The organism is Paractinoplanes polyasparticus (genome assembly GCF_019710575.1).
Classification (GTDB): Bacteria; Actinomycetota; Actinomycetes; order Mycobacteriales; family Micromonosporaceae; genus Actinoplanes; species Actinoplanes polyasparticus.
Genome location: NZ_JAHWFK010000056.1, coordinates 63,299 through 87,761 on the forward strand (window position 1 = coordinate 63,299; position 24,463 = coordinate 87,761).

Annotated in this window: 26 protein-coding genes and 1 pseudogene; 13 read left to right on the forward strand and 14 right to left on the reverse strand. The window is 71.3% G+C overall.

Going from position 1 to position 24,463, the window contains the following annotated elements; all coding sequences use genetic code 11:
* Nucleotides 1-18: 18 nt before the first annotated feature.
* Complete coding sequence (locus KXC43_RS42255) at nt 19-399, reverse strand: VOC family protein (protein ID WP_221381902.1); 381 nt, start codon at nt 397-399, stop codon at nt 19-21.
* A gap of 70 nt (nt 400-469) precedes the next feature.
* On the opposite strand from KXC43_RS42255, the gene KXC43_RS42260 reads away from it, so the two are divergent.
* Nucleotides 470-1,438, forward strand: a complete 969-nt coding sequence (locus KXC43_RS42260) for a hypothetical protein (RefSeq protein WP_221381903.1) — start codon at nt 470-472, stop codon at nt 1,436-1,438.
* Nucleotides 1,439-1,500: 62 nt separating this feature from the next.
* Here the strand turns inward: KXC43_RS42260 and KXC43_RS42265 are convergent, their stop codons facing one another.
* Nucleotides 1,501-1,755: a phospholipase D-like domain-containing protein gene (locus KXC43_RS42265; protein ID WP_221381904.1), complete on the reverse strand. Its 255-nt coding sequence runs from the start codon at nt 1,753-1,755 to the stop codon at nt 1,501-1,503.
* 166 nt (nt 1,756-1,921) lie between these two features.
* Between KXC43_RS42265 and KXC43_RS42270 the strand changes: the two genes are divergently transcribed.
* Nucleotides 1,922-2,500, forward strand: coding sequence for a peptidoglycan-binding domain-containing protein (locus KXC43_RS42270; RefSeq protein WP_221381905.1), 579 nt, complete (start codon nt 1,922-1,924; stop codon nt 2,498-2,500).
* A gap of 3 nt (nt 2,501-2,503) precedes the next feature.
* Here the strand turns inward: KXC43_RS42270 and KXC43_RS42275 are convergent, their stop codons facing one another.
* Nucleotides 2,504-3,313: an Fpg/Nei family DNA glycosylase gene (locus tag KXC43_RS42275; RefSeq protein WP_255645772.1), complete on the reverse strand. Its 810-nt coding sequence runs from the start codon at nt 3,311-3,313 to the stop codon at nt 2,504-2,506.
* A gap of 81 nt (nt 3,314-3,394) precedes the next feature.
* Nucleotides 3,395-3,730, reverse strand: a pseudogene (locus KXC43_RS53645) (arginine deiminase family protein); the annotation flags it as partial.
* Between the two features lie 729 nt (nt 3,731-4,459).
* Between KXC43_RS53645 and KXC43_RS42285 the strand changes: the two are divergent.
* Complete coding sequence (locus tag KXC43_RS42285) at nt 4,460-4,675, forward strand: hypothetical protein (protein WP_221381906.1); 216 nt, start codon at nt 4,460-4,462, stop codon at nt 4,673-4,675.
* A 115-nt stretch (nt 4,676-4,790) separates the two neighbouring features.
* Here the strand turns inward: KXC43_RS42285 and KXC43_RS42290 are convergent, their stop codons facing one another.
* Nucleotides 4,791-6,761, reverse strand: a complete 1,971-nt coding sequence (locus KXC43_RS42290) for a S9 family peptidase (protein WP_221381907.1) — start codon at nt 6,759-6,761, stop codon at nt 4,791-4,793.
* 59 nt (nt 6,762-6,820) lie between these two features.
* Between KXC43_RS42290 and KXC43_RS42295 the strand changes: the two genes are divergently transcribed.
* Nucleotides 6,821-7,741, forward strand: coding sequence for an aldo/keto reductase (locus KXC43_RS42295; protein ID WP_221381908.1), 921 nt, complete (start codon nt 6,821-6,823; stop codon nt 7,739-7,741).
* On the opposite strand, the gene KXC43_RS42300 is transcribed toward KXC43_RS42295, so the two are convergent.
* Nucleotides 7,738-9,711: a S9 family peptidase gene (locus tag KXC43_RS42300; protein WP_221381909.1), complete on the reverse strand. Its 1,974-nt coding sequence runs from the start codon at nt 9,709-9,711 to the stop codon at nt 7,738-7,740. The genes KXC43_RS42295 and KXC43_RS42300 overlap by 4 nt on opposite strands.
* A gap of 237 nt (nt 9,712-9,948) precedes the next feature.
* Here KXC43_RS42300 and KXC43_RS42305 point away from each other — a divergent pair, with 237 nt between their 5' ends.
* Nucleotides 9,949-10,527, forward strand: coding sequence for a DUF4352 domain-containing protein (locus KXC43_RS42305; RefSeq protein ID WP_221381910.1), 579 nt, complete (start codon nt 9,949-9,951; stop codon nt 10,525-10,527).
* Between the two features lie 31 nt (nt 10,528-10,558).
* Here the strand turns inward: KXC43_RS42305 and KXC43_RS42310 are convergent, their stop codons facing one another.
* The gene (locus KXC43_RS42310) at nt 10,559-11,356 is read right to left on the reverse strand and encodes an HAD family hydrolase (protein ID WP_221381911.1); all 798 of its coding nucleotides are present in this window, start codon (nt 11,354-11,356) and stop codon (nt 10,559-10,561) included.
* A 72-nt stretch (nt 11,357-11,428) separates the two neighbouring features.
* Between KXC43_RS42310 and KXC43_RS42315 the strand changes: the two genes are divergently transcribed.
* From KXC43_RS42315 to KXC43_RS42325, 3 genes are read left to right on the forward strand one after another with little or no spacing between them, the layout of a single operon-like run.
* Nucleotides 11,429-12,109 carry a response regulator transcription factor gene (locus KXC43_RS42315; RefSeq protein WP_221381912.1) on the forward strand — a complete coding sequence of 227 codons (681 nt, stop codon included), beginning with the start codon at nt 11,429-11,431 and terminating at the stop codon, nt 12,107-12,109.
* Nucleotides 12,102-13,430, forward strand: a complete 1,329-nt coding sequence (locus tag KXC43_RS42320; RefSeq protein WP_221381913.1) for a HAMP domain-containing sensor histidine kinase — start codon at nt 12,102-12,104, stop codon at nt 13,428-13,430. The genes KXC43_RS42315 and KXC43_RS42320 overlap by 8 nt, the downstream gene beginning before the upstream one ends.
* A 35-nt stretch (nt 13,431-13,465) precedes the next feature.
* Nucleotides 13,466-13,900 carry a hypothetical protein gene (locus KXC43_RS42325; protein WP_221381914.1) on the forward strand — a complete coding sequence of 145 codons (435 nt, stop codon included), beginning with the start codon at nt 13,466-13,468 and terminating at the stop codon, nt 13,898-13,900.
* Here the strand turns inward: KXC43_RS42325 and KXC43_RS42330 are convergent.
* The 6 genes from KXC43_RS42330 to KXC43_RS42355 form a co-directional block, all read right to left on the reverse strand.
* The gene (locus tag KXC43_RS42330) at nt 13,890-14,615 is read right to left on the reverse strand and encodes a DinB family protein (protein WP_221381915.1); all 726 of its coding nucleotides are present in this window, start codon (nt 14,613-14,615) and stop codon (nt 13,890-13,892) included. The two genes, KXC43_RS42325 and KXC43_RS42330, sit on opposite strands and share 11 nt — an antisense overlap.
* Nucleotides 14,616-14,693: 78 nt before the next feature.
* Nucleotides 14,694-16,409 (reverse strand): MOSC and FAD-binding oxidoreductase domain-containing protein, encoded by a 1,716-nt coding sequence (locus KXC43_RS42335; protein ID WP_221381916.1) that lies wholly within the window; start codon nt 16,407-16,409, stop codon nt 14,694-14,696.
* Between the two features lie 44 nt (nt 16,410-16,453).
* Nucleotides 16,454-17,200 (reverse strand): class I SAM-dependent methyltransferase, encoded by a 747-nt coding sequence (locus KXC43_RS42340; protein WP_221381917.1) that lies wholly within the window; start codon nt 17,198-17,200, stop codon nt 16,454-16,456.
* A gap of 64 nt (nt 17,201-17,264) precedes the next feature.
* Nucleotides 17,265-18,740: a flavin-containing monooxygenase gene (locus tag KXC43_RS42345; protein WP_221381918.1), complete on the reverse strand. Its 1,476-nt coding sequence runs from the start codon at nt 18,738-18,740 to the stop codon at nt 17,265-17,267.
* A 2-nt stretch (nt 18,741-18,742) separates the two neighbouring features.
* Nucleotides 18,743-19,210 (reverse strand): cupin domain-containing protein, encoded by a 468-nt coding sequence (locus KXC43_RS42350; RefSeq protein ID WP_221381919.1) that lies wholly within the window; start codon nt 19,208-19,210, stop codon nt 18,743-18,745.
* A gap of 81 nt (nt 19,211-19,291) precedes the next feature.
* Nucleotides 19,292-20,059 carry an IclR family transcriptional regulator gene (locus tag KXC43_RS42355; protein WP_221381920.1) on the reverse strand — a complete coding sequence of 256 codons (768 nt, stop codon included), beginning with the start codon at nt 20,057-20,059 and terminating at the stop codon, nt 19,292-19,294.
* Nucleotides 20,060-20,205: 146 nt separating this feature from the next.
* Between KXC43_RS42355 and KXC43_RS42360 the strand changes: the two genes are divergently transcribed.
* From KXC43_RS42360 to KXC43_RS42380, 5 genes are read left to right on the forward strand one after another with little or no spacing between them, the layout of a single operon-like run.
* Entirely contained in the window at nt 20,206-20,889 is a 684-nt protein-coding gene (locus KXC43_RS42360; protein WP_438870951.1) for an SDR family oxidoreductase, read from the forward strand.
* Nucleotides 20,889-21,383 (forward strand): cupin domain-containing protein, encoded by a 495-nt coding sequence (locus tag KXC43_RS42365; protein ID WP_221381921.1) that lies wholly within the window; start codon nt 20,889-20,891, stop codon nt 21,381-21,383. Before KXC43_RS42360 ends, KXC43_RS42365 begins: the two co-directional genes overlap by 1 nt.
* Nucleotides 21,358-22,227 carry an alpha/beta fold hydrolase gene (locus KXC43_RS42370; protein WP_221381922.1) on the forward strand — a complete coding sequence of 290 codons (870 nt, stop codon included), beginning with the start codon at nt 21,358-21,360 and terminating at the stop codon, nt 22,225-22,227. Before KXC43_RS42365 ends, KXC43_RS42370 begins: the two co-directional genes overlap by 26 nt.
* Nucleotides 22,224-23,147, forward strand: coding sequence for a DODA-type extradiol aromatic ring-opening family dioxygenase (locus KXC43_RS42375; protein ID WP_221381923.1), 924 nt, complete (start codon nt 22,224-22,226; stop codon nt 23,145-23,147). Before KXC43_RS42370 ends, KXC43_RS42375 begins: the two co-directional genes overlap by 4 nt.
* A 39-nt stretch (nt 23,148-23,186) precedes the next feature.
* Nucleotides 23,187-23,702, forward strand: a complete 516-nt coding sequence (locus KXC43_RS42380) for a hypothetical protein (protein ID WP_221381924.1) — start codon at nt 23,187-23,189, stop codon at nt 23,700-23,702.
* 7 nt (nt 23,703-23,709) lie between these two features.
* Here the strand turns inward: KXC43_RS42380 and KXC43_RS42385 are convergent, their stop codons facing one another.
* Entirely contained in the window at nt 23,710-24,333 is a 624-nt protein-coding gene (locus KXC43_RS42385) for an RlpA-like double-psi beta-barrel domain-containing protein (RefSeq protein ID WP_221381925.1), read from the reverse strand.
* Nucleotides 24,334-24,463: the final 130 nt, after the last annotated feature.

The following is a 24,463-nucleotide window of genomic DNA, read 5'->3' on the forward strand; positions in this document are numbered from 1 at the left end:
AAAGATCACCTAACTACATCAGTGTAGTTTTCCCAGCTCAGGAGCCCAGCCGGGTCGCGGGATCAAGCAGAACGGGTGTCCCGCGGGGTCGGCGAAGACGTGGTCACCGCTCAGTCGCGTCGCGCCGAGCGCCAGGACCGCCTCGGTGGCGGCGGCGCGATCGTCGACCATGACGTCGAAGTGCGCCTGCTGCGGGACGGCCGGGTCGGGCCAGGTCGGCCGGCGGTGGTCGGGAGCACGCTGAAAGGCCAGGCCGGAGGTCGTGTCGTTGTCGGCGACGACCACGAAATCGTCGTCCTGATAGGTGATGGGGCGGCCGAGCAGCGCGCTCCAGAATCGGGCGGCGGCCGCCGGATCGGAGCAGTCGAAGATCAGATGGTGCAGACGTCCCACCGGCATGACGGTCACCCCGAAAATGTGTTGAACGGTTCTTCTACGCTGATCGGGTCTTAACACGAAACGGGGAACCATGCGCGTTCAGCGTCATCTGGCCGGCGTCATCGCCGGTGTCACCACGCTTTCTGTGCTCGGTGGTTGCGCCGCCCAGCAGATCCAGGCGCTCGAGCCGAAGATCGAGCTGCGTAACGCCGCCCAGCAGCTCGCCGACGCCCAGCGGACCGGCTTCGTCCTCAAGGTCACCGGCAACCCGGACGACCTGGTGGCCGCGGCCGGTAAAGAGGCCGATGCCGCCACGGTGGCGCAGCTGTTCAACTCGTCGATCACGATGACCACCGACAAGGGTGGCGCGGGCGAAGCGGACGACAAGTCGAGCCTCGCGGTCGACGTCGACGGGGTCACCGGCACCGAGATCCGGTTCGTCGACGGATCGCTCTACCTGAAGGCGCCGGTCAAGGACCTGGCCGCCAAGTTCGGGGCCACCCCGGCCGACATCAAGGAGCTCAGCGGCGGGGCGCCCGGCCTCGACGCGCTCCTCGCCGGCAAGTGGATCTCGGTCGACACCAAGCAGCTGCCGGGTGCGGCCGCCGCCTCGGCCAAGCCGGACGCCGAGCAGCAGAAGATCCTGGCCGAGGTGACCGCCAGCGCCACCAACCTGCTCGAGGGCGCCGACGTGGTCCGCGACAGCGCCGACGACAAGCACCTCATCGTCACCTCGTCCACGGCCAAGGGGTACGCCGAGGCCAAGCGCCTGGCCACCGCGGTGGAGCCGTCGCTGGCGTCGGAGTTCCCGGCCGCCCCCAAGAAGGACCAGCCGGTCGTCATCGACCTGTGGCTCGACGGCGGCAAGTTCACCGCGGCCGAGGTCAACGTCCTGCAGTTCGTCGAGGGCGCTCAGGGCCGGGTGGCCGCCCGCCTCGAGTTCACCGAGGGCGGCGCGATCGACGCCCCGGCCGGCGCGACCGCGGTCGACCTGTCGGGCCTGCTCGGCGCGACCGGCGGCACCATGCCGTACCTGAAGGATCTGCGCCCGGCCAACTGATCGCGCATTGAGGGGCGGGTCGGCTGCACGCCGGCCCGCCCCTCATTTCATGTCGCGCGAAGTCAGGTCAGCGGGTCGGCCTCGCCGGGCTGCTCCGCCGGCTCGTCCTCCTGCACCGGGGAGCCGGTGAGCAACTCGACCTCCCAGCGTTCGGTGAGGGAGTCGCTCTCCTCCTCGGGTTCGAGATAGCTGCGCACGCGGACACCGAGGCCCAGCTGGTTGGCCGCGCGCAGGTGTTCGGTCACCTCGTCGATGCTGGTCAGGTAGTACGTGGCGATCAGGTCGGGCAGGGTGGTGGTCTCGTCCAGGTCAGTCACCGCACCAGGGTAGGCGGCCCGGACCGCGCCCGCATGTGACGGTGGAGATACCGAATTCGCCGTGCAGGTGATTGACACCGTATTCACCCCGACGGGCGTTCGTTGACCATGAATTCACCGGAAGAATGGCCGAATCCGCTCGGCTTTCTCCGAAAGGCCTCTCACTGTGCGCATTCGTCGATTCCTCGCGCCGGCATTGCTGGCTCTCACCCTTTCGGCCGCAAGCCTGGTAGGCGCGCAACCCGCGGCCGCCGCAGCCGCCGGCGACTACCGCATCACGATCGACATGCTCGAGTGCGACGTGATGGCGGTCGGCGTCCAGGGCACATGCATCATCAGCCTGCAGACCTGGCTGAACATCTTCGACGACACGAACATCCCGGTCACCGGCTACTTCGACCAGGCCACGAAGGACGCGGTGATCAAGTTCCAGGGCCGGCACGGCCTCCAGCCGGACGGCCGCTTCGGCGACCGCTCACGCCTCGCGCTCTACCGCGACTACGTGCACATGAAAGAGAACAGCGTCGCCACGCCACGCCCGGGCGCGCCGATCGACACGCAATGCAGTCGGGCCACACCCGAGAACTGCGACAAGGGCGCAGCCATTCCGGGCATCAACGGCGGGATCGTCCAATCCGTTTTCTGCAACACGACCTCGGACCGCCTGGGCCGTTTGAAGAGCGCCATCAGGAGCAGCGCCATCGGTATCGGCGCGGGCATCGCCTGCGACATTCTGCTGAGCTGAGAACTACGAGGCAAGCGCCTGTTCCACGCTGCACCACCAGCTCGTACGGCCGCCGACGGTGCTTTTCGCCATCGGCGCGCCGTCGCGAGGGCAATGGGCGCCGGCGACCCGGAACGGGATCAGCTTGAGGGTGTGCACGCCGCCGTCCTTGATCGCCGCGCGTACGGCGGTGCGGGTGGCCCGCAGCAGGCGGGCGATGTCGTCGTCGGTGAGCTTGTCGACGCGGCGGCCCGGGTTGAGGCGGGCCGCCCACAGGATCTGGTCGGCCAGCAGATTGCCGATGCCGGCCACGGCGTCCTGATCGAGCAGGCGTGCCTTGACCGGAGCGGTGCCGAACGCGAGCGCGGCCCGGAACTGCTGCGGAGTGATCGTCGCGGCATCGGGCCCGAGCGCCTCGACCGGCGGATCCAGACGGACCCGCCCCAGCCGGCGCGGGTCCACCAGCATCAGCCGGCCGCCGTCGGCGAAGGTCAGGGCGAACCGCGACCACCGGTAGTCGCCCGGCAGGCGGCGCCCCTCCCAGTAGTCGCCGCCGTCGACCTCCGTACCGTCCGGATCGCCGATCACGATCTTGCCGGACATCCCCAGGTGGATGCCCAGCTCGGGCCCGTCCTCGCTGGTGTCACACCACATGCTCTTGCCCCGGCGGTGCGCCGCCACCAGCATCCGCCCCACCAGCGCGTCGCGAATCTGACCCGGAAGGTGCGGGCGGCACACGTACGTGTCCGAGTCGTCCACCTCTACGATCTTGCGACCCAGTCCGGCCCGCTCGATGACCGCCCGCGCCGACTCGACTTCCGGCAGCTCCGGCATGGCGCCTCCCGCGGCTCGCCCACACTCCACCAGGCTCCATCGAACAGGGTCCGCTTCGCGGGTCGGCGGGCGCCCCCGATGATCGCCACGCGCCAGCGGCAATCTTGACGCATCGCTGCCGCTGATCCGGACGACCTCGATGCCGGCCCGCTCGAGCTGCGCGTTGTCTCGACGTTGCGCTCGTAGGCCACGCACAGCCGCGGCGCGATGGCCAGGGTGTTGTTGCCGTCGTCCCACTGCTCACGTTCGGCCGTGAGTGTCGGCGATGTTCGGCTACATCACCACCGCGTCGACGTCGGCCATCGTGCACACGGTGTCGAGGTGCATGGTGGCGCGTTCCTGAGCGATCGGGACGGCCAGGATCGTGCGGGCCAGCCCGGCCGCGAACACCCGCCGGGCCAGCTCCTCGTGGCCAGACCGGCCATCAACACCTCGGCCAGGCGCTGTGGAATCCTGTCGGCCAGGTAGTGACGCAGCTCTCGCGCAGGGCGGCCGCGAAGGCGTGTGCTCCTCCTGGGCGCGGCTCATCCACGGGATACCGTCGAAGAGCAGGCTGTCGTTGTTGCGGGGGTCAGGCGGGCCAGCTCGGCGCCGGGCCGGTGCAGCAGCACGGTACGCAGCTGTCCGACTTCCGTCGACGTAGTGCACCACGAGCCGACCGCAGATCATCTGTCGCACTCTCCGAACTCAAGCAATCACGTTATGCCTAGATCATGAGACATCTATGCGCCGGGTCGGCGCGTCGACTAACTTGGTCCACGGAGTGCCACACAGGATGACGAGCCCCAGAGATGCACCATTCGCAAGAACCGGCTTTGCGTGAATGCGGCATTCATCTCATCTCATTCCCCATTGTTTCCACCCCGGTGTCTTGCTTCCGTAGGGGGTCGAGCACCTACGGTAGTGAAAAGAGAACCCGAGGGACCTTTTGCCGGAGGTCGCAGTAACCACTGCTGAACCCGTGGCGAAGCCAAGAAGAACGGCATCCGTCTTGCTCACGGATGCCGTTCATGATCCCTTACCCGCGACCCTCAGTCGGAGGAGGTCTCGAAATGACCGTAGCAAAGAGACATGCCAGGTCCAACGAAATCTGCATGACCCAAGGGCCCAGCATGGTCGTATCCTCAGCGACCCAGCCGAGGAGTCATGCCGGTGAGTGACCAAAACAGGTCGGGTGCAACACGCCGACGGTCGGGCCGGTCGAACCCGGGGTGGTCAGCGCGTGGACTGCTTCTGATCATCGAGGGCACGCTCGCCGGCATCGGCGGAGTGTTTGTCGCGACGACATCACTCCTCGCCACCGCGATCGCGGCCTTCGCCGCGCTGATACTTGCCCTGACGATCGTGACGATCAATAGATAGTGGATCTGGTCGGCCTGCCATTCCTACAGCTGATAATTCTTGGTAGGCCGACTGAATGGATCTTTACGAAGGCCTGGCCGAAATAGCTGGGGCCCTTTTGATACCAGCGTTTGATTCAGCCCAACAGGGGCGGGCGTTGCCATTGCTCGCCGCGTACGTGGTGGTCGAGGAAGGCCAGCATCGTGGCATGCCAGACGGCGAGGTTGCCCGGCTTGGCCACGCCGTGGGCCTCGTCGGGGTAGTAGAGAAACTTGTGGCGGCCGTCCGAGGAGCGGGACAGCAGGTCCCACCACAGGCGTAAAGCCTCGCCGATCGGGACGCGGTAGTCGTTGTCGCCGTGGATGACGAGCATGGGGGTGGTGATGGCGTCGGCGAAGTGGTGCGGGGAGTTCGCCTCGATGCGGGCCGGGGTCATTTCGCGCAGCCAGTAGTACGGGAAGTCGGTGGTCGTCATCATCTGGTCGAGCGCCCACAACGACGCGTGGGTGACGATTGCGGCGAAGCGGTTGGTGTGGCCGGCTATCCAGTTTGCCATGTAGCCGCCGTACGAGGCTCCTGCCGCGGCCGTCCGTGATGGGTCCAGGTCGGGGCGCGTGAGCGCGGCGTCGGTTATGGCCATCAGGTCGTGGTACGGCGTTTCGCCCCAGGCGCCCCAGCCGCGGCGCAGGAAGGCGTCGCCGTAGCCGGTGGACAGGGCCGGGTCGGGCATCAGCACGGCGTAGCCGCGGGCTACGGCCAGCCACGGGTTCGAGTTCCACTTCCAGATGTTCCACGAGGCGAGCGGACCGCCGTGGACCCACAACAGCAGGGGCGCCGGCGTTTCGGCGCCGGTCGGCAGCGCGAGCCAGGCGCGCAACGGGGTGCCGTCGGCGGCTTGCGCTGTCACTTCTTCCAAATTCCCGGGTACGCGCACCGCCGGCACCGGACTGGGCAGGAGTTCAACCTCGTGGGAGTCGAGCGACACGCGCACCGGGTGCGGCGGGCTCGCGATGGTGTTGCGCAACGCGTAGACCCAGCGCCCGTCCGGCGACACGTGCGGATCGGTGTACGCGGCGTCGTCGGCAGTGAGCCGGGTGACCTCGCCGGTCGTGGCCTCCACCCGCCACAGCGGGCAGCGGCCGTTGTCGTCGGCCGCCACGATCAGCGCAGTGCCGTCCGGCGTCCAGCGCGGGCTGTGCGGCCATCTGTCCCAGTCACCCGTCAGAGACGTGACCGGTCCACCGTCGAGCGGCGCCAGCGCCAGCCGGATGCCGCCCGGGTCGTCCGCTGAGGACCACTGCCGTACGACGAAAGCCACCTGGGCGCCGTCGGGCGACACCCTCGGCGACACGTAGTCGTAGCCGGGGTCGTCGGCGAGCATCCGCCGCTCGCCGGTCGCGACGTCGATGACCGCCAGGGCCGAGCGCTGCGCCCCACCCGGCGCTGCCAGCTGCCAGGCGGCGACCACATTGCGCCCGTCCGGCGTGACCTCCCAGTCCCCTCCGGTGTCCAGCGCCCGCCCGACATGGCCGGTGACGTCCCGCAGGACGCCGTCGTCGAGCGACCCGGCCACCAGGCGCGGCCTGTCCGGCCCGAGGTCGTGATCCCAGAACCGCACCGGGAACTCCTCGTGCAGGATCGCCGAGACCCCCGCCGCCTTGCGCTGCTCCCGCCCGGAGCCGCCGGCGGGCAGCACCGCCGAGCCCGCCACGAGCGTCCCCACCGGGCTGACCCGCACCCCGTGAATCCCCCCGGGCAACTTCGCGAGCACGTACGCATCCCCGCCCACCGCCGGCTGCAGCCACAACGCGGCCTTTCCATCGTCGTCGCCCGAGTCGCCGGGCGTGGGCCGCGCCGAGGTGAAGAGCAGATCGCCGGCCGGGGTGAAGCCGGCGCCCGACTCCCCCTTGTCGCTGCGGGTCAGCTGCCGTGCCGGGCGCTGACCGGCCGGGTCGACCTCCCACAGCGCGGTGCGAAAGCGGATGCCCTCGCGGTCGGGCGTTCCCACGCCCACGACCAGCCGGCGCCCGTCGGGCGAGAGCCACAGCCCGGCCAGTCGCGGCAGACGAACGTACGCGTCCGGGTCATGAAAGGCATCGGCGCTCATCCAGGTCTTTGTATCACTGCCTTGACTTCGAGCGCGCTCGAAGGACCATCATCGCCGGCATGACGGAGATCGTGCTGGGAGCCATGCTGTTCGGAACGCGGATCGGCGAGCGGGAGTCGTTCGCGCTGCTCGACCGGTTCGTCGAGGGCGGCGGCCGGTTAATCGACACCGCGAACAACTACGCGTTCTGGCTGCACCCGTCCGGGCTCGGCGGCCAGAGCGAGCACGTGATCGGCCGCTGGCTGGCCGCACGACCGGGAATGCGCGACCGGGTGCTGATCAGCACGAAGGTGGGCGCCGAGCCGACCGATCCGGCCCGCGGCCTGGAGGCCATGGAGGGACTGTCGGCGCCGGTCATCCGCTCGGCGCTGACGGGCAGCCTGCAACGGCTGGGAACCGACCGCGTCGACATGTGCTGGGCGCACGTCGAGGATCGCTCGGTGTCGCTCGCCGAGACCGCCGGCGCCTTCAGCGACCTGGTCGCCGAGGGCCTCGCCGCGCGGCTGGGCGCCTCGAACACCCCCGCGTGGCGCGTCGAGCAGGCGCGCGGCCTTGCCGGGCACAGCTGGACGGCGTTGCAGCTGCGCCATTCCTACGTTCAGCCGCGGCCGGGCGCCGCCCTCGAGTCGTCGGCGCACCGGCAGGTGTCTCCCGAGACCCTCGACTACGTGCGGACGACCGGCCTGGACCTGTGGGCGTACTCCACGCTGATCAACGGCGGGTACGGCCGCCCGGACCGGCCGCTCGAGGAGGCGTACGCGCATCCCGGCACCGACCGGCGGCTCGCCGCGCTCACCGAGGTCGCCGCCGAGCTCGGCGCCACACCGAACCAGGTGGTTCTGGCCTGGCTGCTGGCCGGCGACCCGCCGGTGTGGCCGATCGTGGGCGCCAGCACGCCGGAACGCCTCGACGAGGTGCTGGCCGCCCGCGACCTGAAACTCGACCCCCGGCAGCGCCGCCGCCTCGACGAAGCCGGCTAGCCGAGCAGTTCCGGCCGCTGCCACTTCTCGCCGAGCACGTGGTGGTCGAGGAACGCCAGCACCGTCTCGTACCAGACCTTGGCGTTGCCGGGCTTGAGGATCCAGTGGTTCTCGTCGGGGTAGTACAGGAACTTGTGCTTGCCCTCGGAGCGTGACAGCAGGTCCCACCACAGGCGCAGGCCCTCGCCGATCGGCACGCGGTAGTCCTTGTCGCCGTGGATGACCAGCATGGGCGTGGTGACGGCGTCGGCGAAGCGGTTCGGCGAGTGCTCGGCCAGCCGCTCCGGCGTCAGCTCGCGCAGCCAGTAGAAGGCCAGGTCGGTCGTGGTCATCATCTGGTCGAGGGCCCACAGCGAAGCGTGCGTGACGATCGCGTCGAAGCGGTCGGTGTGCCCGGCCACCCAGTTCGCCATGTAGCCGCCGAACGAGCCACCCATGGCGGCAGTGCGTGTGGCGTCCAGATCCGGGCGCTCGAGCGCGGCGTCGGTGATCGTCATGAGGTCGGTGTACGGCTTGTCGCCCCACGTTCCCCAGCCGCGCTTGATGAAGTCGAGCCCGTAGCCGGTGGACAGGGCCGGGTCGGGCATCAGGACGGCGTAGCCGCGCGCCACCAGCAGCCACGGGTTCCAGCGCCACGACCAGGTGTTGTACGAGCTCAACGGTCCACCGTGGATCCACAGCACCAGGGGCGCCGGCTCGCCGGTCTCGGCCGGCAACGCGAGCCACGCGCGCAGCGGGCTGCCGTCGGCGGCTTGCGCCGTCACTTCCTCCAGACGGCCCGGTACGTCGAGAGTGAGGGCCGGGCTGGGCAGGAGCTCGATCTCGTGGGTGGCCAGGGACACCCGCACGGGGTGCGGCGCACTGGTGATGGTGCTTCGCAACGCGTACACGTAATGCCCGTCCGGCGACACCCGTGGGTCGGTGTAGACGCCGTCGTCGTCCGTCAGGCGTGTCACCGCGCCGGTCGCGGCGTCCACACGCCACAGCGGGGAACGACCGTTGTCGTCGGCCGCCACGATCAACGCGGCCCCGTCCGGCGTCCATCGTGGACTGTGCGGCCAGCGGTCCCAGTCCGCGGCCACCGCCTCCACCGGCCCGCCCGCCAGCGGAACCAGAGCCAGCCAGAAGTCGCCCGGGTCGTCCGCGGAGGACTTCCGCCGTACGAGCATCGCCACCCGCGACCCGTCCGGCGACACCCGCGGCGAGTTGTAGCCGTTCGGGTCGTCGCCCGCGATCTCCCGGCGTTCCCCCGATGCCAGGTCGATGACCACGACCGTCGACCGCTCCGACCCGCCGCTCTCGGGCACCAGCCACGTCGCGACCACGCTGCGGCCGTCGGGCGTCAGCTCCCAGTCCCCCTCGGTGTCCAGCGCCCGCCCGGCATGCCCGGAGACATCCCGCAGCTCGGGATCGGGCAGCGACCCGGCGAACAGCCGCGGCCGGTCGGGCCCGAGGTCGTGATCCCAGTACCGCACCGGATAGCCCTCGTGCAGGATCGCCGAGACCCCGGCCTTCTTGCGCTGTTCCCGCCCCTCGTCGTCACCCGAGGGCAGCACCGCGGAGCCGGCCACCAGCGTCCCGTCCGGTCCGGCCTGCACACCGTGCACACCGCCGGGCAGCTTGGCGATCACCCGCGCGTCCCCGCCGGCGGCCGGCAGCAGCCACAGCGCCGCCTTGGCGTCCTTGTCGTCGTCGCCGTCGGGGCCGGGCCGGGCCGAGGTGAACAGCAGGTCGCCGTCCGGCGTGAACGCGGCCGCCGACTCCCCCTTGACGCTGCGGGTCAGGCGCCGGGCGGGCTGCTCCCCCGCCGGGTCGACCTGCCACAACGCGGTGGCGTAGCGGGCATTGTCCTTGTCCGGCGTGCCCACGCCGACGACCAGCCGGCTTCCGTCGGGCGAGAGCCACAACCCGGCCAGTCGCGGCACCCGGACGTACGCGTCGAGATCGGTGAAAGGATCGGCTGCGCTCATCGGGCCTTTCTACCACCGACAGCGGCCCGGCCGGGGACCACTCGATCGAGGTGGCATGCCGCGCAGCGGAGTGTGCGCCGGCTGCTCGAGATCGCCGGGATGCTGGAGGGCCTGACCCGCGCGGCCCGGCAGCCGTGGCCGGGGTGACGGCTGACGCCAATCGGACGAATCGGTGGCCAGACCGCGCCCGGTGACTCACAGTGAGGGGGTAGACACGCCGGCGCCTGGAGTGATCCGATGCCGCACGACCCTCGACCTCGATTCCGGCTCAACCCGCTGCTCGCTGCCCTGTTCGCGGTCGTCGCCGTGGTCGCGCTGTTCCTCACCGGCGTCGCCGCGCAGCAACTCGGCAGCGGGGAGCCGGTCGCCGCGGCCGAGCCGACCAGGACAGCGCCCACGACCCGGGCCGCCCAGCCCGGCCTCGGCGACAAGGTCCGCGACGGCAAGTTCGAGTTCGTCGTCTCGCGCCTCGACTGCTCCCGCACCACGGTCGGCCCCGAGCATCTGACCCGCACCGCCGAGGGCAGGTTCTGCGTGATCAGCCTGTCGGTCCGCAACATCTCGGACGGCGCCCGCTACTTCCTGGGCCAGGCCCAGAAGGCGTACGACGCCACCGGCACCGCCTACGGAGACGACACCGTCGCCGGCGTCTACGCCAACCGCGACACCCAGACGTTCCTCGAGAAGCTCGACCCCGGCGAGCGCGTGACCGGCAAGCTCGTCTTCGACGTTCCCCGGACAGTCAAGCTGACGATTCTGGAGCTGCACGACTCCCCGCTGTCCGGCGGCGTGAAGGTCTCTCTGCGATCCCGGTGAGACCGGCGACGCTCGGACGGTGATCGCCGCGTCACAGCAGTGCCGCGAGGGTGCGGGCGAAGCCGTCGTCCTCGACGGACGCGGTCCGGTGGGCCGCTGCTGCCAGGACCTCGGCCGGGGCATCGGCCATAGCGACGGAGTGGCCGACCACTGCGAACATCGTGGTGTCGATCGGCATGTCGCCGAAGGCGATGGTGCGTTCCGGGGCGGCGCCGATGGTGTGCAACGCGCGCAGCACCCCGCTGGCCTTGTCGACCCGAGCGGATGTCACCTCGACGAATCGGCGCCCGGCGCGATGCAGACCGAGGCGGGTGGTGTCGAAGCCGGCCTCGATCAGCACCGCGACGAGCCGCTCCGGCGGCCAGCCGGCATGGGCGACGACCATCGTGCAGGGATCCGCCTCGGCCAGTGCCTCCGCTGCGACGACGGCAATCGGGCCCCGATGGGTGTTCGGTCGCATGACCTGGTAGGCCGCATTCATGCGCCACTGGCGGTTGTCGAAGGCCGCCATCGCGGCCGCGGGCAACTCGCGGGTCAGGAAGGCGATCAGATCGGTCATCGTGTCGCGCGGCAACCGCTCGCACCAGGCAGGAGTGGCAGCGCCCGGTACCCAGCCGACGGCGCCACTGCAACAGACCGCGAAGGCCAGGTGCGGCGCCAGTTCTTCCAGCGCGGCCACCCCGGTGGGCGTGCGGGCGGTGGCGGCCAGCAGGGGCACGCCTCGCTCGGCGAGGGTGCGCGCGGTCAGCAGCGTCGCGTCGCTGACCGTGCCGTCAGCTCGAACCACCGTGCCGTCGAGATCCGTCACTACCGCATCGAACGCCGCCACCGCAGGACAGTAGCGCGAGGCCCGTACGTTCCCCGAACATCGCGGACCGCTTCCAGCGGGCAGAATGGGCCGGTGACGGAGAAAGGGCTGGTGCTGGTCGTCGAGGACGAGCGGCCCATCGCCGACCTGCTGCGGCTCTATCTGAGCCGGGACGGTTTCGGGGTGCACGTCGAGCACGACGGCGCCGCGGGACTGGCGGCGGCCCGGCGCATGCGGCCGGTGGCCTGCGTGCTCGACATCGCACTGCCGTCGATGGAGGGCACCGAGATCTGCCGGCGGCTCCGCGAGGACGGGGACTGGACACCGGTCGTCTTCCTGACCGCGCGCGACGACGAGGTCGACCGGATCCTCGGGCTCGAGCTGGGCGGCGACGACTACCTGACCAAGCCGTTCAGCCCGCGCGAGCTGGTGGCCCGCGTGCGGGCGCTGCTGCGGCGCGCGGCCGGTCCGGGTGAGGGCGAGCGCGTACGCACCCTGGGCCCGGTCTCGCTCGACCCGGCACGCCGCTCGGTGACCGTCGCCGATCGGCCGCTCGTGCTCACTCCCACCGAGTTCGACCTGCTGGGGCACCTGCTGCGCCGCCCCGGCCGGGTCTTCACCCGCGAGGAGCTGCTGGCCGGCGTGTGGGGCTACGCGTCACACGCCGGCACCCGCACCGTCGACGTGCACGTCGCCCAGCTGCGCGCCAAGCTCGGCGACGCGGCCGGACTGATCCGCACCGTCCGCGGCGTCGGGTACACCGCCGATGCTTAGGACGCTGACCGGACGGGCCGTTCTGGTCACGGCGGCCACCGCGGTGATCTCGGTGATCGTGACCGCGCTGGTGGCGCTGCCCATCGCCGTGCGCTCGGCCAACAACGCGGGCCGGGCCGACCTGGCCGACAAGTCGGCGATCGCGGTCGAGCTGCTCACCACCGAGCGGTTCGCGGCGCGGCAGCGGATCGTGGCGCGGCTGCGGGACGACGGCATCTCGGTCTATCTGGTCCGCCGCGGCGTCGCCGACCGGCCGGGCCTGCCGCCGCGGGTTCTCGAGCAGATCGCGGCCGGCTCGACCGTGGACACGCGCGGGGTGGTCGGTGGCGAGTCCGTGTTCATCGCGGGGCGGCCGTTGAGCGGCAACGACGCCGGGGTCGTGCTGACCCGGGCCGCGTCCTCGGGAACGGCCGCGCGGGTGCTCGGCGGGGTGTGGGTGGCCCTGCTGGCCGGTCTGGCCGGCGGGATCGGCGCGGGCGCGCTGCTGGCCCGGTTCATCGCCCGTCCGTTGCGGCAGGCGGCGCTCGCGGCCGGGCGGATGTCGGCCGGGGACCGGTCGGTGCGACTGGCCGTGCGCCCGCCGGTCGAGGCGGCCGAGCTGGCGACCGCCCTCAATCAGCTGGGCGCGGCCCTGCAACGCAGCGAGGGCCGGGAACGCGAGTTCCTGTTGTCGGTCTCGCACGAGCTGCGTACGCCGCTGGCCACCATCCGTGGCTATGCCGAGGCCCTGGCCGACGGGGTCGTCGAGGGGCCCGAGGGTGGCGACACGATCCTGCGCGAGGCCCAGCGGCTCGACCGGCTCATCTCCGACCTGCTCGCCCTGTCCCGGCTGGAGGCCGGCGATCTGCCGGTCACCGTCGTCGCCGTGGACCTCAACGAGCTGGTCGACGCGGCGGCGCAGGCCTGGCGGCCGCGCTACGGTCCGCAATTGAGCGCTGAGCTGCCGACCGAGCCCGTGCTGGTCGACACCGACCCCGACCGGATCCGGCAGGTCATCGACGGCCTGTGCGAGAACGCGCTGCGGGTCGTTCCGGCCGGGACGCCGCTGGTGCTGGCGGTCCGCGCCGGCGAGCAGGGCGGCGTGGTCGAGGTGCGTGACGGCGGGCCCGGCTTCACCGACGAGGATCTCGAGGTGGCCTTCCAGCGGGGCGCGCTGCGGCAGCGTTACCGCCACGAACGCCCGACCGGCAGCGGGCTCGGCCTGGCCCTGGCCGCGCGCCTGGTGACCCGGCTGGGCGGCACGATCGCGGCCGGGCACGCCCCCGAGGGCGGCGCGATGTTCACGGTGACGCTGCCTTACACAGCCCGAACAAAACCCTGACCCGTTCCGCGTACGCCGGGTCGAGGCTTCCCGTCATGACACGTACCCGCATGACGTTGACCCTGACCGCTCTGGGCGTGACCGGCGTGGTGGCCGCGGTCGCCGTCGGGGCGGCCGTCGCCACCCCGGCCGACGCCGCCGACGACACCTACGCCCTGGCCGCGCTCGAGGGTGACCAACAGGCCGGCGCCAAGCCGGCCCGGGCCTACCTGCGCAAGAACACCCTGCACGGCGAGGTGGTCGTGAGCGGCAAACAGGGCACCCGCACCCTCGTCGTGCAGCGCGGCACGGTCACCGCCACCGACGACAAGACCCTGAGCGTGAAGTCCACCGACGGCTTCACGCTGACCTGGACCAAGGGTGACAAGCTGCGGCTGCGCGGCACCCTGAAGACCGGCGCCGAGGTCGGCGTGGCCGGCGCCGAGGACGGCAGCGCCACCGTCGCCCGCCTGGTCGTCGTCAAGCCTTGAGAGCGTCCAGGTCGCGGACGGCGTAGCGGTGGTGCTCCCACTCCTCCTGCAGAATGGTGTGCAGGCAGGACAGGACGGTCTCGGGATGCTCGGGCCCCCACGGGTTGCGGCGGACGGCGGCCAGGTCGTCAGCGGTGACCGTGGCGAGATAGCCGCGCACCAGGGCGACCCGGCCGGCCCGGGCCTCGAGCACCTCGGCGTACGGCGGCGTGCCGGTCATGAAGACGGAGAGGTCGTAGCCGTCGGTCTCGTACTCGGCGTTCGGCTGGCCGATCGGATGGTACGGCTCGGCGACCTCCAGAATGGCACCGCGCAGCCACGTGTCGGTAGCCATGACGAGGTGCCGCAGGGTCTGGGCGAACGACCACTCGCCGTCGACCGACACGTCGGTGGTGCCGGGCGGCATCGCGGCGACGCGGTCGAGCGTGGCCGCCCAGGTGCGTTCGAGCGCGGCCCAGGCGGCCCGCAGGCCGTCGGGGTCGGTCGCCCGGCGGTCGGCGCGTCCGGGGAAGCGGCGGTTGAGTTCCGCTTCGACCAGCGGGACCACGTCGACGCCGTTGACCCGCAGGACGCCGTCGCCCTCGAACAGCCACGGCGCGTCGAGGTCCGCGCCCTGCAGCTCGACGGCCCGCATGACGACGCCGGACAGGTCGCTGCGGACAAAGCGGGCGCCACTCAGGTCGGCGTCGATGAACTGCCTGGTCTCGTCGGCCATGGATGCTCCCGTCACGTGGTCCGTCTCGGCGCAGACCTCATAGTGATCGCTCCGCGCCCCGGAGAGAATGGGGGCGCTCTACAGGTCCAGCACGATGTCGCCTTCCGGGCGGGCCGAGCAGATCAGCACGTTGCCCTCGGCCGGCGGGTCGACCGGGTCGGTGGTGTAGGTGACCTCGCCCGACAGCAGGCCGGATTCGCAGTTGTGGCAGACGCCGACGCGGCACGACCAGCGGACCGGGACGTCGCACGCCTCGGCCAGGTCGAGCAGGCTGGCCGATTCCCGCGGCCAGGGCACGGTCAGGTCGCTGCGGACGAAGGACACCGCGGGGCCGGTGCCCGGCTCGCCCGCCGGCGGGTGCGGTGGGCGGGTGGGCTTCGCCTCGATGCCGGGGGTCAGGCCGGGCGCCGCACCGAAGATCTCGGTGTGGACGCGGCGGCCGGCTAGAGCGGCGGTCACGTCGGTGAGGAAGGTGGCGGGGCCGCACACGTAGGCGTCGCCGTCCCCCGGCAGGTTCAGGGCGTGCAGCGAGGCGGCCGACAAGCGGCCGGCGAAGTCGTAGTCGCCGGGCTCCTGCGGGCGCGGGTGGCTGAAGCAGACGTACGAGTGAGCGTTCGGCAGCCGGGCCAGCAGGGCCCTCGCCTCGGCCGCGAAGGGCTGCTCCTCGCCGTTGCGCGCGGCCTGCACCCACCACACCTCCCGGGTCGACGCCTGGTCGGCCAGCGCGTGCAGCATGGCCAGCACCGGGGTCGCCCCGACGCCCGCGCTGACCAGCAGGACCGGCCCGTCGCCCGGGGTCAGCACGAACGTGCCGCGGGGTGCGGCCGCGTCGATCAGGTCGCCGGAGCGGACGCCGGTGTGCAGGTAGGCGCTGGCTCGGCCGTGCGGTTCCTGCTTGACGCTGATGCGGTATTCGGGGCCGCCGGGTGCGCCGGAGAGGGAGTAGCTGCGTACCAGGCCGGATTTCAGCCGTACGGTGAGAAACTGGCCCGGTAAGGCCGCGGGCAACGCCGTGCCGTCCGGATCGGCCAGCCGCAGCGAGGCGATCGTCGAACTCTCCGGCTCGACAGCGGTCACCCGCAGCGGGCGGAACCCGGCCCAGGCCGGCGGGGGCGAGGCGGCGACCAGGCCCGCGTTGCCGCTCGAGGACGCCGGCTCGTCGAGCATCGCCCGGAACGAGCCCTGCCAGCCCGGGCTGAGCGCGGGGATGCGCAACGCCTGCTCGATCCGCTCCCGGGAATGGCCGGGCAGGTAGAGCAGGGCGTCGACCTCGGCCACGGTGAGCGCTTCGGGACCGTCGGCGACCTTGACGATGTCGTCGCCCGCTCGCACCTCGCCCTCGCTCAGCACCCGGAAGTAGAAGCCGGGCCGGTGGTGCTGCACGAGCAGGGCCGGCATCCGCGGATCGTCCATCCGGATGCCGACCCGATAGCAGGTGACCCGGGGCTGGGTCACCTCGAACAGCGCGGCCCCGACCCGGTAGCGGTCGCCCACCCGCACCTCGTCGTCGGCCAGCCCGTCGACCGTGAAGTTCTCGCCGAACTGTCCCGGCACAAAATCGTCCCGGCCCAGAAACTTCTGCCAATACCGGTACGAGTCCAGCTGGTACACGAACACGGCCCGCATCTCACCGCCGTGCCCGCCCAGATCCCCCTGCCCGTCCCCGTCGAGGTTGAGACGGCGCGCCATGACTGGCCCGTCGACCGGCGCCTTCCAGATCCCGGTGTGCACAGTGCGCCCACGCCACAGCACGTCCTTGGGCAGTCCGACATTGACCGAGCGAAGCGTCGCCATCCCCTCATGTTCCCACCCGGCCTGAACACCGGCGCCGCCTTCGTTCAGGGCGCGGCGGCGGTGGCGAACACGCGGCGCAGCGAGTCGAACGTCGCCAGCGAGAGCCGTCCCTCGGCCTGGAGAGACCTCACTGCCGGGTCCGAGGCATCCGCCGCCACCGCGTCCTCCCACATCGCTCGCTCAGCCTCGCGCCATTCGGGCTTCTCGTGCACCTCCACCCCGAGGAAACCGGCTCTCGTCAGGTCTCGCCGCAGATCCACCGCACGGATCCGCGCCGGGACGCGCTCGTCCGACGGGTCTTCGGCCTCCCAGCAGGTCACGGCGAGCCGACCGCCGGGCCTCAGCAGCCGGCGGAACTCGAGCAGCGCGGCGAGCGGTGGTACGGCGAATTGCACGGCGTCCACACACATCAGGCCGTCCGCGGCGCCCGTGGGCAGGCCCGTCGCCACCAGAGTCCCCGTCTGGAACTGTGCCCGCCCGGCGGGCAGCCGGCGCGCGCCGTTCTGCTTCGCGCGCTCGATGGCCACGGAGGAGAAATCCACCCCGGCCACGCGTGCGCCGGTCCGCCGGGCGACCTCGATGCCGTACCCGCCCCGCCCGCAGGCGATGTCGAGCAGCAGGCCGCCCGGCGCCAGGCGCAATTCCCGGGTCAGCTCGCCGATTCCCGGCCAGGAAAGGACGCCCGCATCCCCCAGCTCCACCGGCAGTCCCATGGCACGGGCGACGATCGCGTCCCGAGCGGGCGAGGACATGTCCGCATACCACTGATCGAAATACGCGCTGTCAGGCATGGTGGCACCGTACTGGGTCCTTGCCGGTGCCGGCCCGCTGCCACGTTGCGGGCCGGCACCGGGCTCAGGCGTCCTCGAGGACGTTTTCGCGGGCGCGCAGGCGGCCCAGCAGGGCCGGGGTCACGCCGCGGTAGGCGGACGGGTCGACCGGGTTGAGCCAGTGCGAGGCGCGGACGCGCTTGCTGATGTTGAGGTCCAGGTCGTCCAGCACCTCGTCGACGTTCTTCAAGGAGAACGGGATGATTTTGGTGCCGCGGCTGTGGTGCCGGTCGGTGGCCTCGTCCATGAAGGCCAGCTGCGCCTCGACCTGGCGGCGCATCGCTTCGGGGCCGGGCAGCGGCACCGCGCCGGCCAGGTGGGCGGTGATCCAGACGGCGGCCATCTCGGCGTTCAGCGGGCTGAAGAACGAGGAGTTGTAGCCGTTGAAGTAGAGGCCGTCGACGCCGGGCGGCAGGATCTGGCGGTACAGCTGGAAGTTGCCGCGCTCGTCGAAGAGCTTTTGCTGCACCGTCTCGTCGAGGAACGGCACGCCCTGCCGGAAGCCGGTGGCACAGACGATCAGGTCGGCCGGCAGCACCGTACCGTCGGAAAGCTCGGCCCGGCCCGCGCTCAGCCGGACGATGGTGGTGTCGCGGCGCACGCGGATCGTGCCCTTCTCGACGCCCTCGAAGAAGCCCTCGGTGGCCAGGCCGATCGCGCCCTTGACGATGCCCTCCATCGTGCCCCGGGGCACCAGGCCCAGCTGTTCGAGCTTGAACTGGCGTACGGACACCGATCCGACCGAGTTCAGCATGCTGCGCCGCACCGGGTTGGCCGGGCCGTGCAGGAATTTCTCGACGCCGCGCAGCCGGTGGTAGCGGAACAGCGCCTCGCCCATCCGGGTCAGCAGCAGCATCTTGAAGTTGAGCACGCCGCCGATTTTGCGCGGCACCTTCCACAGCAGCTGCCGGGCGATGACGTCCGTGCTCGCGGCCTCCTGCGACAGCGGCACGGTGACATCACACGCCGATTTGCCGTACCCCACCACGAGTACGCGCTTCCCGCGCGCGATGTCGGCCGAGTGCACCGACGTGCCGGCCAGGATCTGCCCGCCCGCCTTCTCGAAGTCGGCGGCGCCGGGGAAGACCGGCATCGCCGGCTCGCAGAACACGCCGTTGGCCACGACCAGCTTGTCAACCGTGTCGGTCCCGCCGGTCGACAGGGTCAGCGTCCACCCTTTGCCGTCGCCGGCCGCCGACAGCACACGGACCCCGAGGCGCAGGTGCGGCTCGATCTTGAACTCGTGGGCGTACGCCTCCAGCCACGACTGCACCTGGGCGCCGGTCGGCCACTCGGGCAGATCCTTCGGCATCGGGAAATCGGAGAGGCCGTACGTGGCCTTGGCGCTCTGAGTGGTCAGGCCGGGGTACCGCCGCGTGCGGCTCCACACCCCGCCCACGTCCGGCGCCGAGTCGTGGACGACCACCTCGTGGCCGGCCTGGAGCAGTGTCTTCGCGGTGGCCAGCCCGGCCACGCCGGCGCCGATGATCCCGACGCGCATGGTCAGCGACCCCCGCCGGGCGGCAGCTGCAGCTCGATCCCGAACTCCTCCATGATCGGCTTGAGCGTGGCCATGTCCTTCGGGCCGGGCGGCAGCTCACCGAGCGCCTGGTAGTACGCCTCCAGCCCGGCCGGTGAGACCACCGAGACGACCCGGGCCTCGTCGCCGTACGGGTTGCGGAACGTGTGCACGACGTTGCGCGGCAGGTAGAGGTAGTCGCCGAACTCGAGGGTGAACTCCTCGCCGCCGAGCGACACATCGAGCCGGCCGGCCAGGCAGATGAACGACTCGTCCTCGCGGGTGTGCAGGTGGGCCGGCGGGCCGTTGGTCTCCGGCGGGATCGCGTACTCGAAAAGCGAGTAGGCGTCGCGGGTGGCCGGCCCGTTCGCCTTCATCGTGATGTTCAGGCCGATCGCGGGGATCTGGGTCCCTTTGCGCGAGCTGAGCATGTAACCGCCGCCAAGACTCACGGCTCCTCCTCCACTTCGCCGGGCTGTGCACTGGGTCACAGCCTGCGGCTCGCGGCGCGAGCACCCAAACGACCGTCCCGCTCAGCGGGACGGAAAGCTGCTGTACGCCCGAGAGGCGGCCGCCGCGGCCAGGCGCACGGCCGGGCCGGCCCGGTCGGCGCGCACCAGGGCGACCGGCCCGGTGACCGAGACGGCAGCCACGACGACGCCCAGCGGCCCGAAGATCGGAGCGGCCACGCAGCTGATGCCGACGTTTCCCTCCTCGCGCTCGACGGCCAGCCCGCGGTCGGGGATGGCCGCCAGCTCCCGTCGCAGCGCGGTGGCTGTGGTCATCGTGCGGGGCGTCCGCCGCTCCATACCGGCGTTGATCACCGCCTGCACGGCCGCTTCGTCGCTGTAGGCCAGGATCGCCATGCCCAGAGCCGAGCAGTGCGCCGGCAGCAACGCGCCGACCTGCGACAGCATCGGCATCGGCCGATGTCCGGTGATCTTCTCGACCAGCAGCACCTGGGTGCCGCTGAGCACGCCCAGTTGCACCGTCAGGCGGGTGGCGTGGTGCAGATCCTGCAGGTAGGGCAGCGCTGCCTCGCGCAACTGGTGCCGGACCGGGGCGAGGCCCGAGAGCTCGAAGATGCGGTTGCCGACCCGGTAGCGGTCGGCGGGCTTGTCGAGCCAGCCCAGCTTGAGCATCTTGTCGGCCGTGCGGTGCGTGGTCGAGCGGGGCAGGCCGCAGCGGGCCACCAGGGCGGCCAGGCTGAGTTCGCGGTGCTGCTCGTCGAACGCGCCCAGGATGGCGGCGGCCCGGTCGAGCCCGCCCAGCGACCCACTGTCCCGCTGAGCGGGACTCACGGTAGGGCCTCGGCAGTCATGGCGGTCAGGCTAGCCGTGTTCGAGCCACGTCGGGAGTCCGCGTAACACGAGGAGGCCTCATCAGCACGAGAACCGCTCTGGTCGGTGGGGGCGGATCCGGGATCGGATTCGCGGCCGCCGAGTGCCTGGCGCGTGCCGGGCACGACGTCGTTCTGGCCGGCCGCCGCGCTGAGCCGCTCGGGAAGGCCGCTGCCGCGATCGCCGAGCGCACCGGGGCCGCGGTCACGACTGTTCGGGCCGATCTCGCCGCCGACTGCCCGCCGGCGGCCGTTTCCGCCGACGTTCTGGTGCTCAACGCGGGTGGGCCGCCGCCCGGGCGCATCCTGACCGTGGACGACGACGGCTGGCAGCGAGCGTTCGATCTGTTGCTGCGCGGGCCTTTACGGCTGGCCAGGGCGACGCTGCCCGCCATGGCTGCGCGAGGTTTCGGCCGGGTCGTCTTCGTGACGTCCACGGCCGTGCGGCAGCCGCAACCCGACCTCGCCGCGAGCACGGTTCTCCGGGCCGCGGTGACCAGTGCGGCGAAACTGCTCTCCCGCGAGTACGCGGACCGGGGCATCACGGTGAACTGCGTAGCTCCGGGTCCGACGGCCACCGGCCGGCGGCGCGACGTCCTCACCGCCCGAGCCGAGCGCGCCGGAATCCCGTACGAGGAAATCGACGCCGCCGACGTGAGCACGGTGCCGGCAGGGCGCGCGGGAAGACCGGAGGAGATCGGCGAAGTGATCGCCTTTCTGGCCTCGGCCGCCGCAAGCTACGTCAACGGGACCGTGCTCACGGTCGACGGCGGCAGAACGGAGACACCCTGATGTCCTTCGACATGGCGGCTTTCCTCGGCGCGATCTCCGACGTGGTGAAGCCCGGAACGGCCCGGCCGTTCGTGGTGCACGACCACGAACTCGAGACCCTGCCCGCGGCGCAGGTGCACAACCCGACCACGCTGCGGATCGCCGGGAAGCTGCCGACCAGCACGTTCGAGGTCTTCCGGCAGACCATCCCGCCCGGCCTCAGCTCGGACATGCAGCGGCACTACCACGAGACCGTGCACTTCGTGATCAGCGGCCACGGGCACACCGAGCTCGAGGACGAGTCCTCACCGTGGGAAGCGGGCGCCTTCGTGTACACGCCGCCGTGGACCTGGCATCGGCACTACAACGACTCCGCGGACGAGCCGGTCGAGTTCCTCACCATCGAGAATTCCCGGCTGCTCAGCCACTTCGGGATCGCCCGCCGCCAGAGCATGGGCCTGGCCACCGTCGACGAGGCAAGGAAGGCGCATGACACACATCAGCATCTGGGGTGAGCTGGCGACGCTGGACCACGCGCTGCGCCACGTCGACGTGGGCGGGGTGCGCACCCGGGTCCTGCAGGCGGGCAGCGGGCCCGACCTGATCCTGCTGCACGGCACGGGCGGACACCTCGAGGCGTACGCGCGGGATCTGGCCGGCCTGGCCGAGGACTTCCGCGTCACCGCGTACGACATGCTGGGGCACGGCTGGTCGGACACGCCGGATCGCCCGTACACCATCGACGTTCTCTCGGATCACCTGATCGGCCTGATGGACGCGCTCGGCATCGAGCGCGCGCACCTCAGCGGCGAATCGCTCGGCGGCTGGGTGGTGGCGTGGACGGCCGCCTTCCACCAGCAGCGGGTCGACCGGCTGGTGCTGAACACGCCGGGCAACATCGCCAACAAGCCCGAGGTGATGGCCCGGATGCGTGACAGCACGATGGCCGCGGTGCGCGATCCCAGCGACGAGACCGTGCGGCGGCGGGTCGAGTTCCTGTTCCACCACAAGGAAATGGTGACCGACGAGCTGGTCGACCTGCGGCGCGCCGTCTACAGCCGGCCCGGCTTCGTCCAGGCCATCACCAACACGCTGGTGTTGCAGGATCCGGTGGTGCGTAAGGCGTACGCCTGGGAACCGGGCTGGGTCGGCAAGGTGACCGCGCCGACGCTGTTGCTGTGGACCGAGCACGACCCGACCGGCGGGCTCGACGAGGCCGAGATGTTGCTGCAGTGGTTGCCCGACGCGCGGCTGCACGTCATCGCCGACGCCGGGCACTGGCCCCAGTGGGAGAAGGTCGACGAATACCTGCGCACACACCGGGATTTCCTGCTCGGTCCGGCTGGGAGCGCGGCATGAGCGAGATCGTCGGCTTCGTGGGGATGTCGCACTCGCCGTTCGCCACGCTGCTGCCCTTCGAGGGCGGTCCCGGCGGCCAGTTTCTGTCCGACGCCGGGCGCGTGGCCGCGGCGGTGGCCACTCTGGCGCCGGACGCGGTGGTCGTGATCGGGCCGGACCACTTCCACGCCAACTTCTACGACCAGATGCCGCCGTTCGTGCTGGGTGTCGAGATGGCCACGGGGTTCGGCGACTTCGGCAGCTTCGAGGGGGAGCTGCCGGTCGCCGCCCCGCTGGCCTGGGCGGTGCGGGACGGGCTCGACGAGGCGGGGTTCGACGTCTCCCTGTCGTACGCGCTGACCGTCGACCACGGCGTGGTGCAGAGCTACGGGATGACGACCGGCTTCTCGGTCCCGCTCGTGCCGCTGGTGCTCAACACGGCCGCGCCGCCGCTGCCCTCGCTGGCCCGCTGCGTGGCCCTGGGCAAGGCTTTGGGCGACGCGATCCGGCGATCGTCCTTCGCGGGCCGGGTGCTGATCGTCGCCAGCGGCGGGCTGTCGCACTGGCTGCCCTCGAACGACCCGCGGGATCCGTCGGTCGCCGGCGAGAAGCGTGAGTCGCTCATCAACGGCCGCAAGGACGCGCGCGCCTTCGCCGCAGTGCGGGAACCACGCGTACGGGCCATGGCCGGCAACCCCGACGCGCCGGTCAACGCCGCCTGGGACCAGTGGTTCCTGCGCCAGTTGTACTCCCGGGATCTCGACCCGATCGTCGCGCTCGGCCACGACAAGCTGGAGGACGAGGCGGGCAGCGGCGGGCACGAGGTCCGTACCTGGCTGGTCGGTCACGCGGCGGCCGGGCTGCCGCTGGTGTGGGACAGCTACGAGCCCGTCCCCGAATGGATAACCGGCATGGGCATCGGCACGACGTTCGCCGTGTAGCCCTTGTGGTGACGCCCCGGCGGGAGGACTCTGTGGACGGTGTGGACGACAGAGAAATGGCGCGCGGTCCTGCTCGACTTCCTCGAGAGGGCGGGCTGGTCGGCCGGTGAGATCTTCTTCGCGACGCTGCTCGCCGGGGGCACGGCCGTCTCGGTGGCCACCCTTCCCTGGGCGTACGCCCTGACGCTGGCCTTCAGCGCGGCGGTCTCCTCGGTCATTCTCACGGCGCTGCAATACCTGGCCAAGAGGACGGACCTGGCTTTCTGGCCCGACCTGATCGTCCGCCTGGGCAAGACGTTCCTGGGTTCACTGGCCGCCTCGGTCGCGGCCGCCACCGTCTTCGACATCACCGCGTTCGACTGGGGCACAGCCCTCAACGTCGCCACCGTGACGACGCTCGCCGCGCTCGGCAAGGGCCTGCTGGCCCGCCAGCAACCGGCCCCGCCGGCGGCCGCCCCGCCCGCACCCACCGCCGACGCCCCGGCCGCACCCGAGCCACGCCTGACCCCGTCCACGCTGCGCACCGACAAATACGTCGCCGCCGTGACCCAATGACCGGGCTTCAGTTGATGGTCAGACGGGCGCCCTGCAGGGTCACGTACCAGTCCGAGTCGGTGAAATCCGGCCCGGTCTCCGGCCCGATGTAGGCGTCGATGTGGCGGTTGCCGCCCAGCCCCGGCGTGAACTCGTCGGTGATCAGCCAGGACGCCCGGCGCAGCGCCCCACAGGTAGCCGAGGGCAGCGCCGAGCCGTCGTCCTGGCGCCCGCAGGCGCTGATGGTGAAGCGGGTGCCGTGCGGCAGCACACCCGGGTCGGCCGCCGCCGACACGAACGGGACGAGCGCCCGCCCATCCGCGCTGCGCGGCTGCGAGTCGATCCAGAACCCCACGTCGTACGACCAGTTCAGATACCGCCCGGCGGCCGTCCGCCCGGTCCCCTCGTCCCGGACCGCCCGCACGAAATCCGCCGGATAGCGGCCCAGGTCGTCGTCGCCGTTCGAGCAGTCCAGCTGCAGACAGCCGGACACCTGCTCCGGCTCGCCGTCGTGGAACTCCTCCACCGCCGTGTAATAGACGGTGACCTCCCAGCCGTCGCTGACCCGCCCGGAACTCGGGCTGGACGTCGCCGGGACGGGCCTGGTGCTCGCCGCGGGCGTCGGCGACAGCCCGAAATCCGGCCAGTCCATCGGCGGGATCCACGGCCGCCACGACTGCGATGCCGAGGGGCTCACCGTGACACCCGCACTTGCAACAGCGTCCGCCGAAGGCGCCGACCCGCTTCGAGCCCCCGGATCCGTGCCGCAGCCGGGCACCACC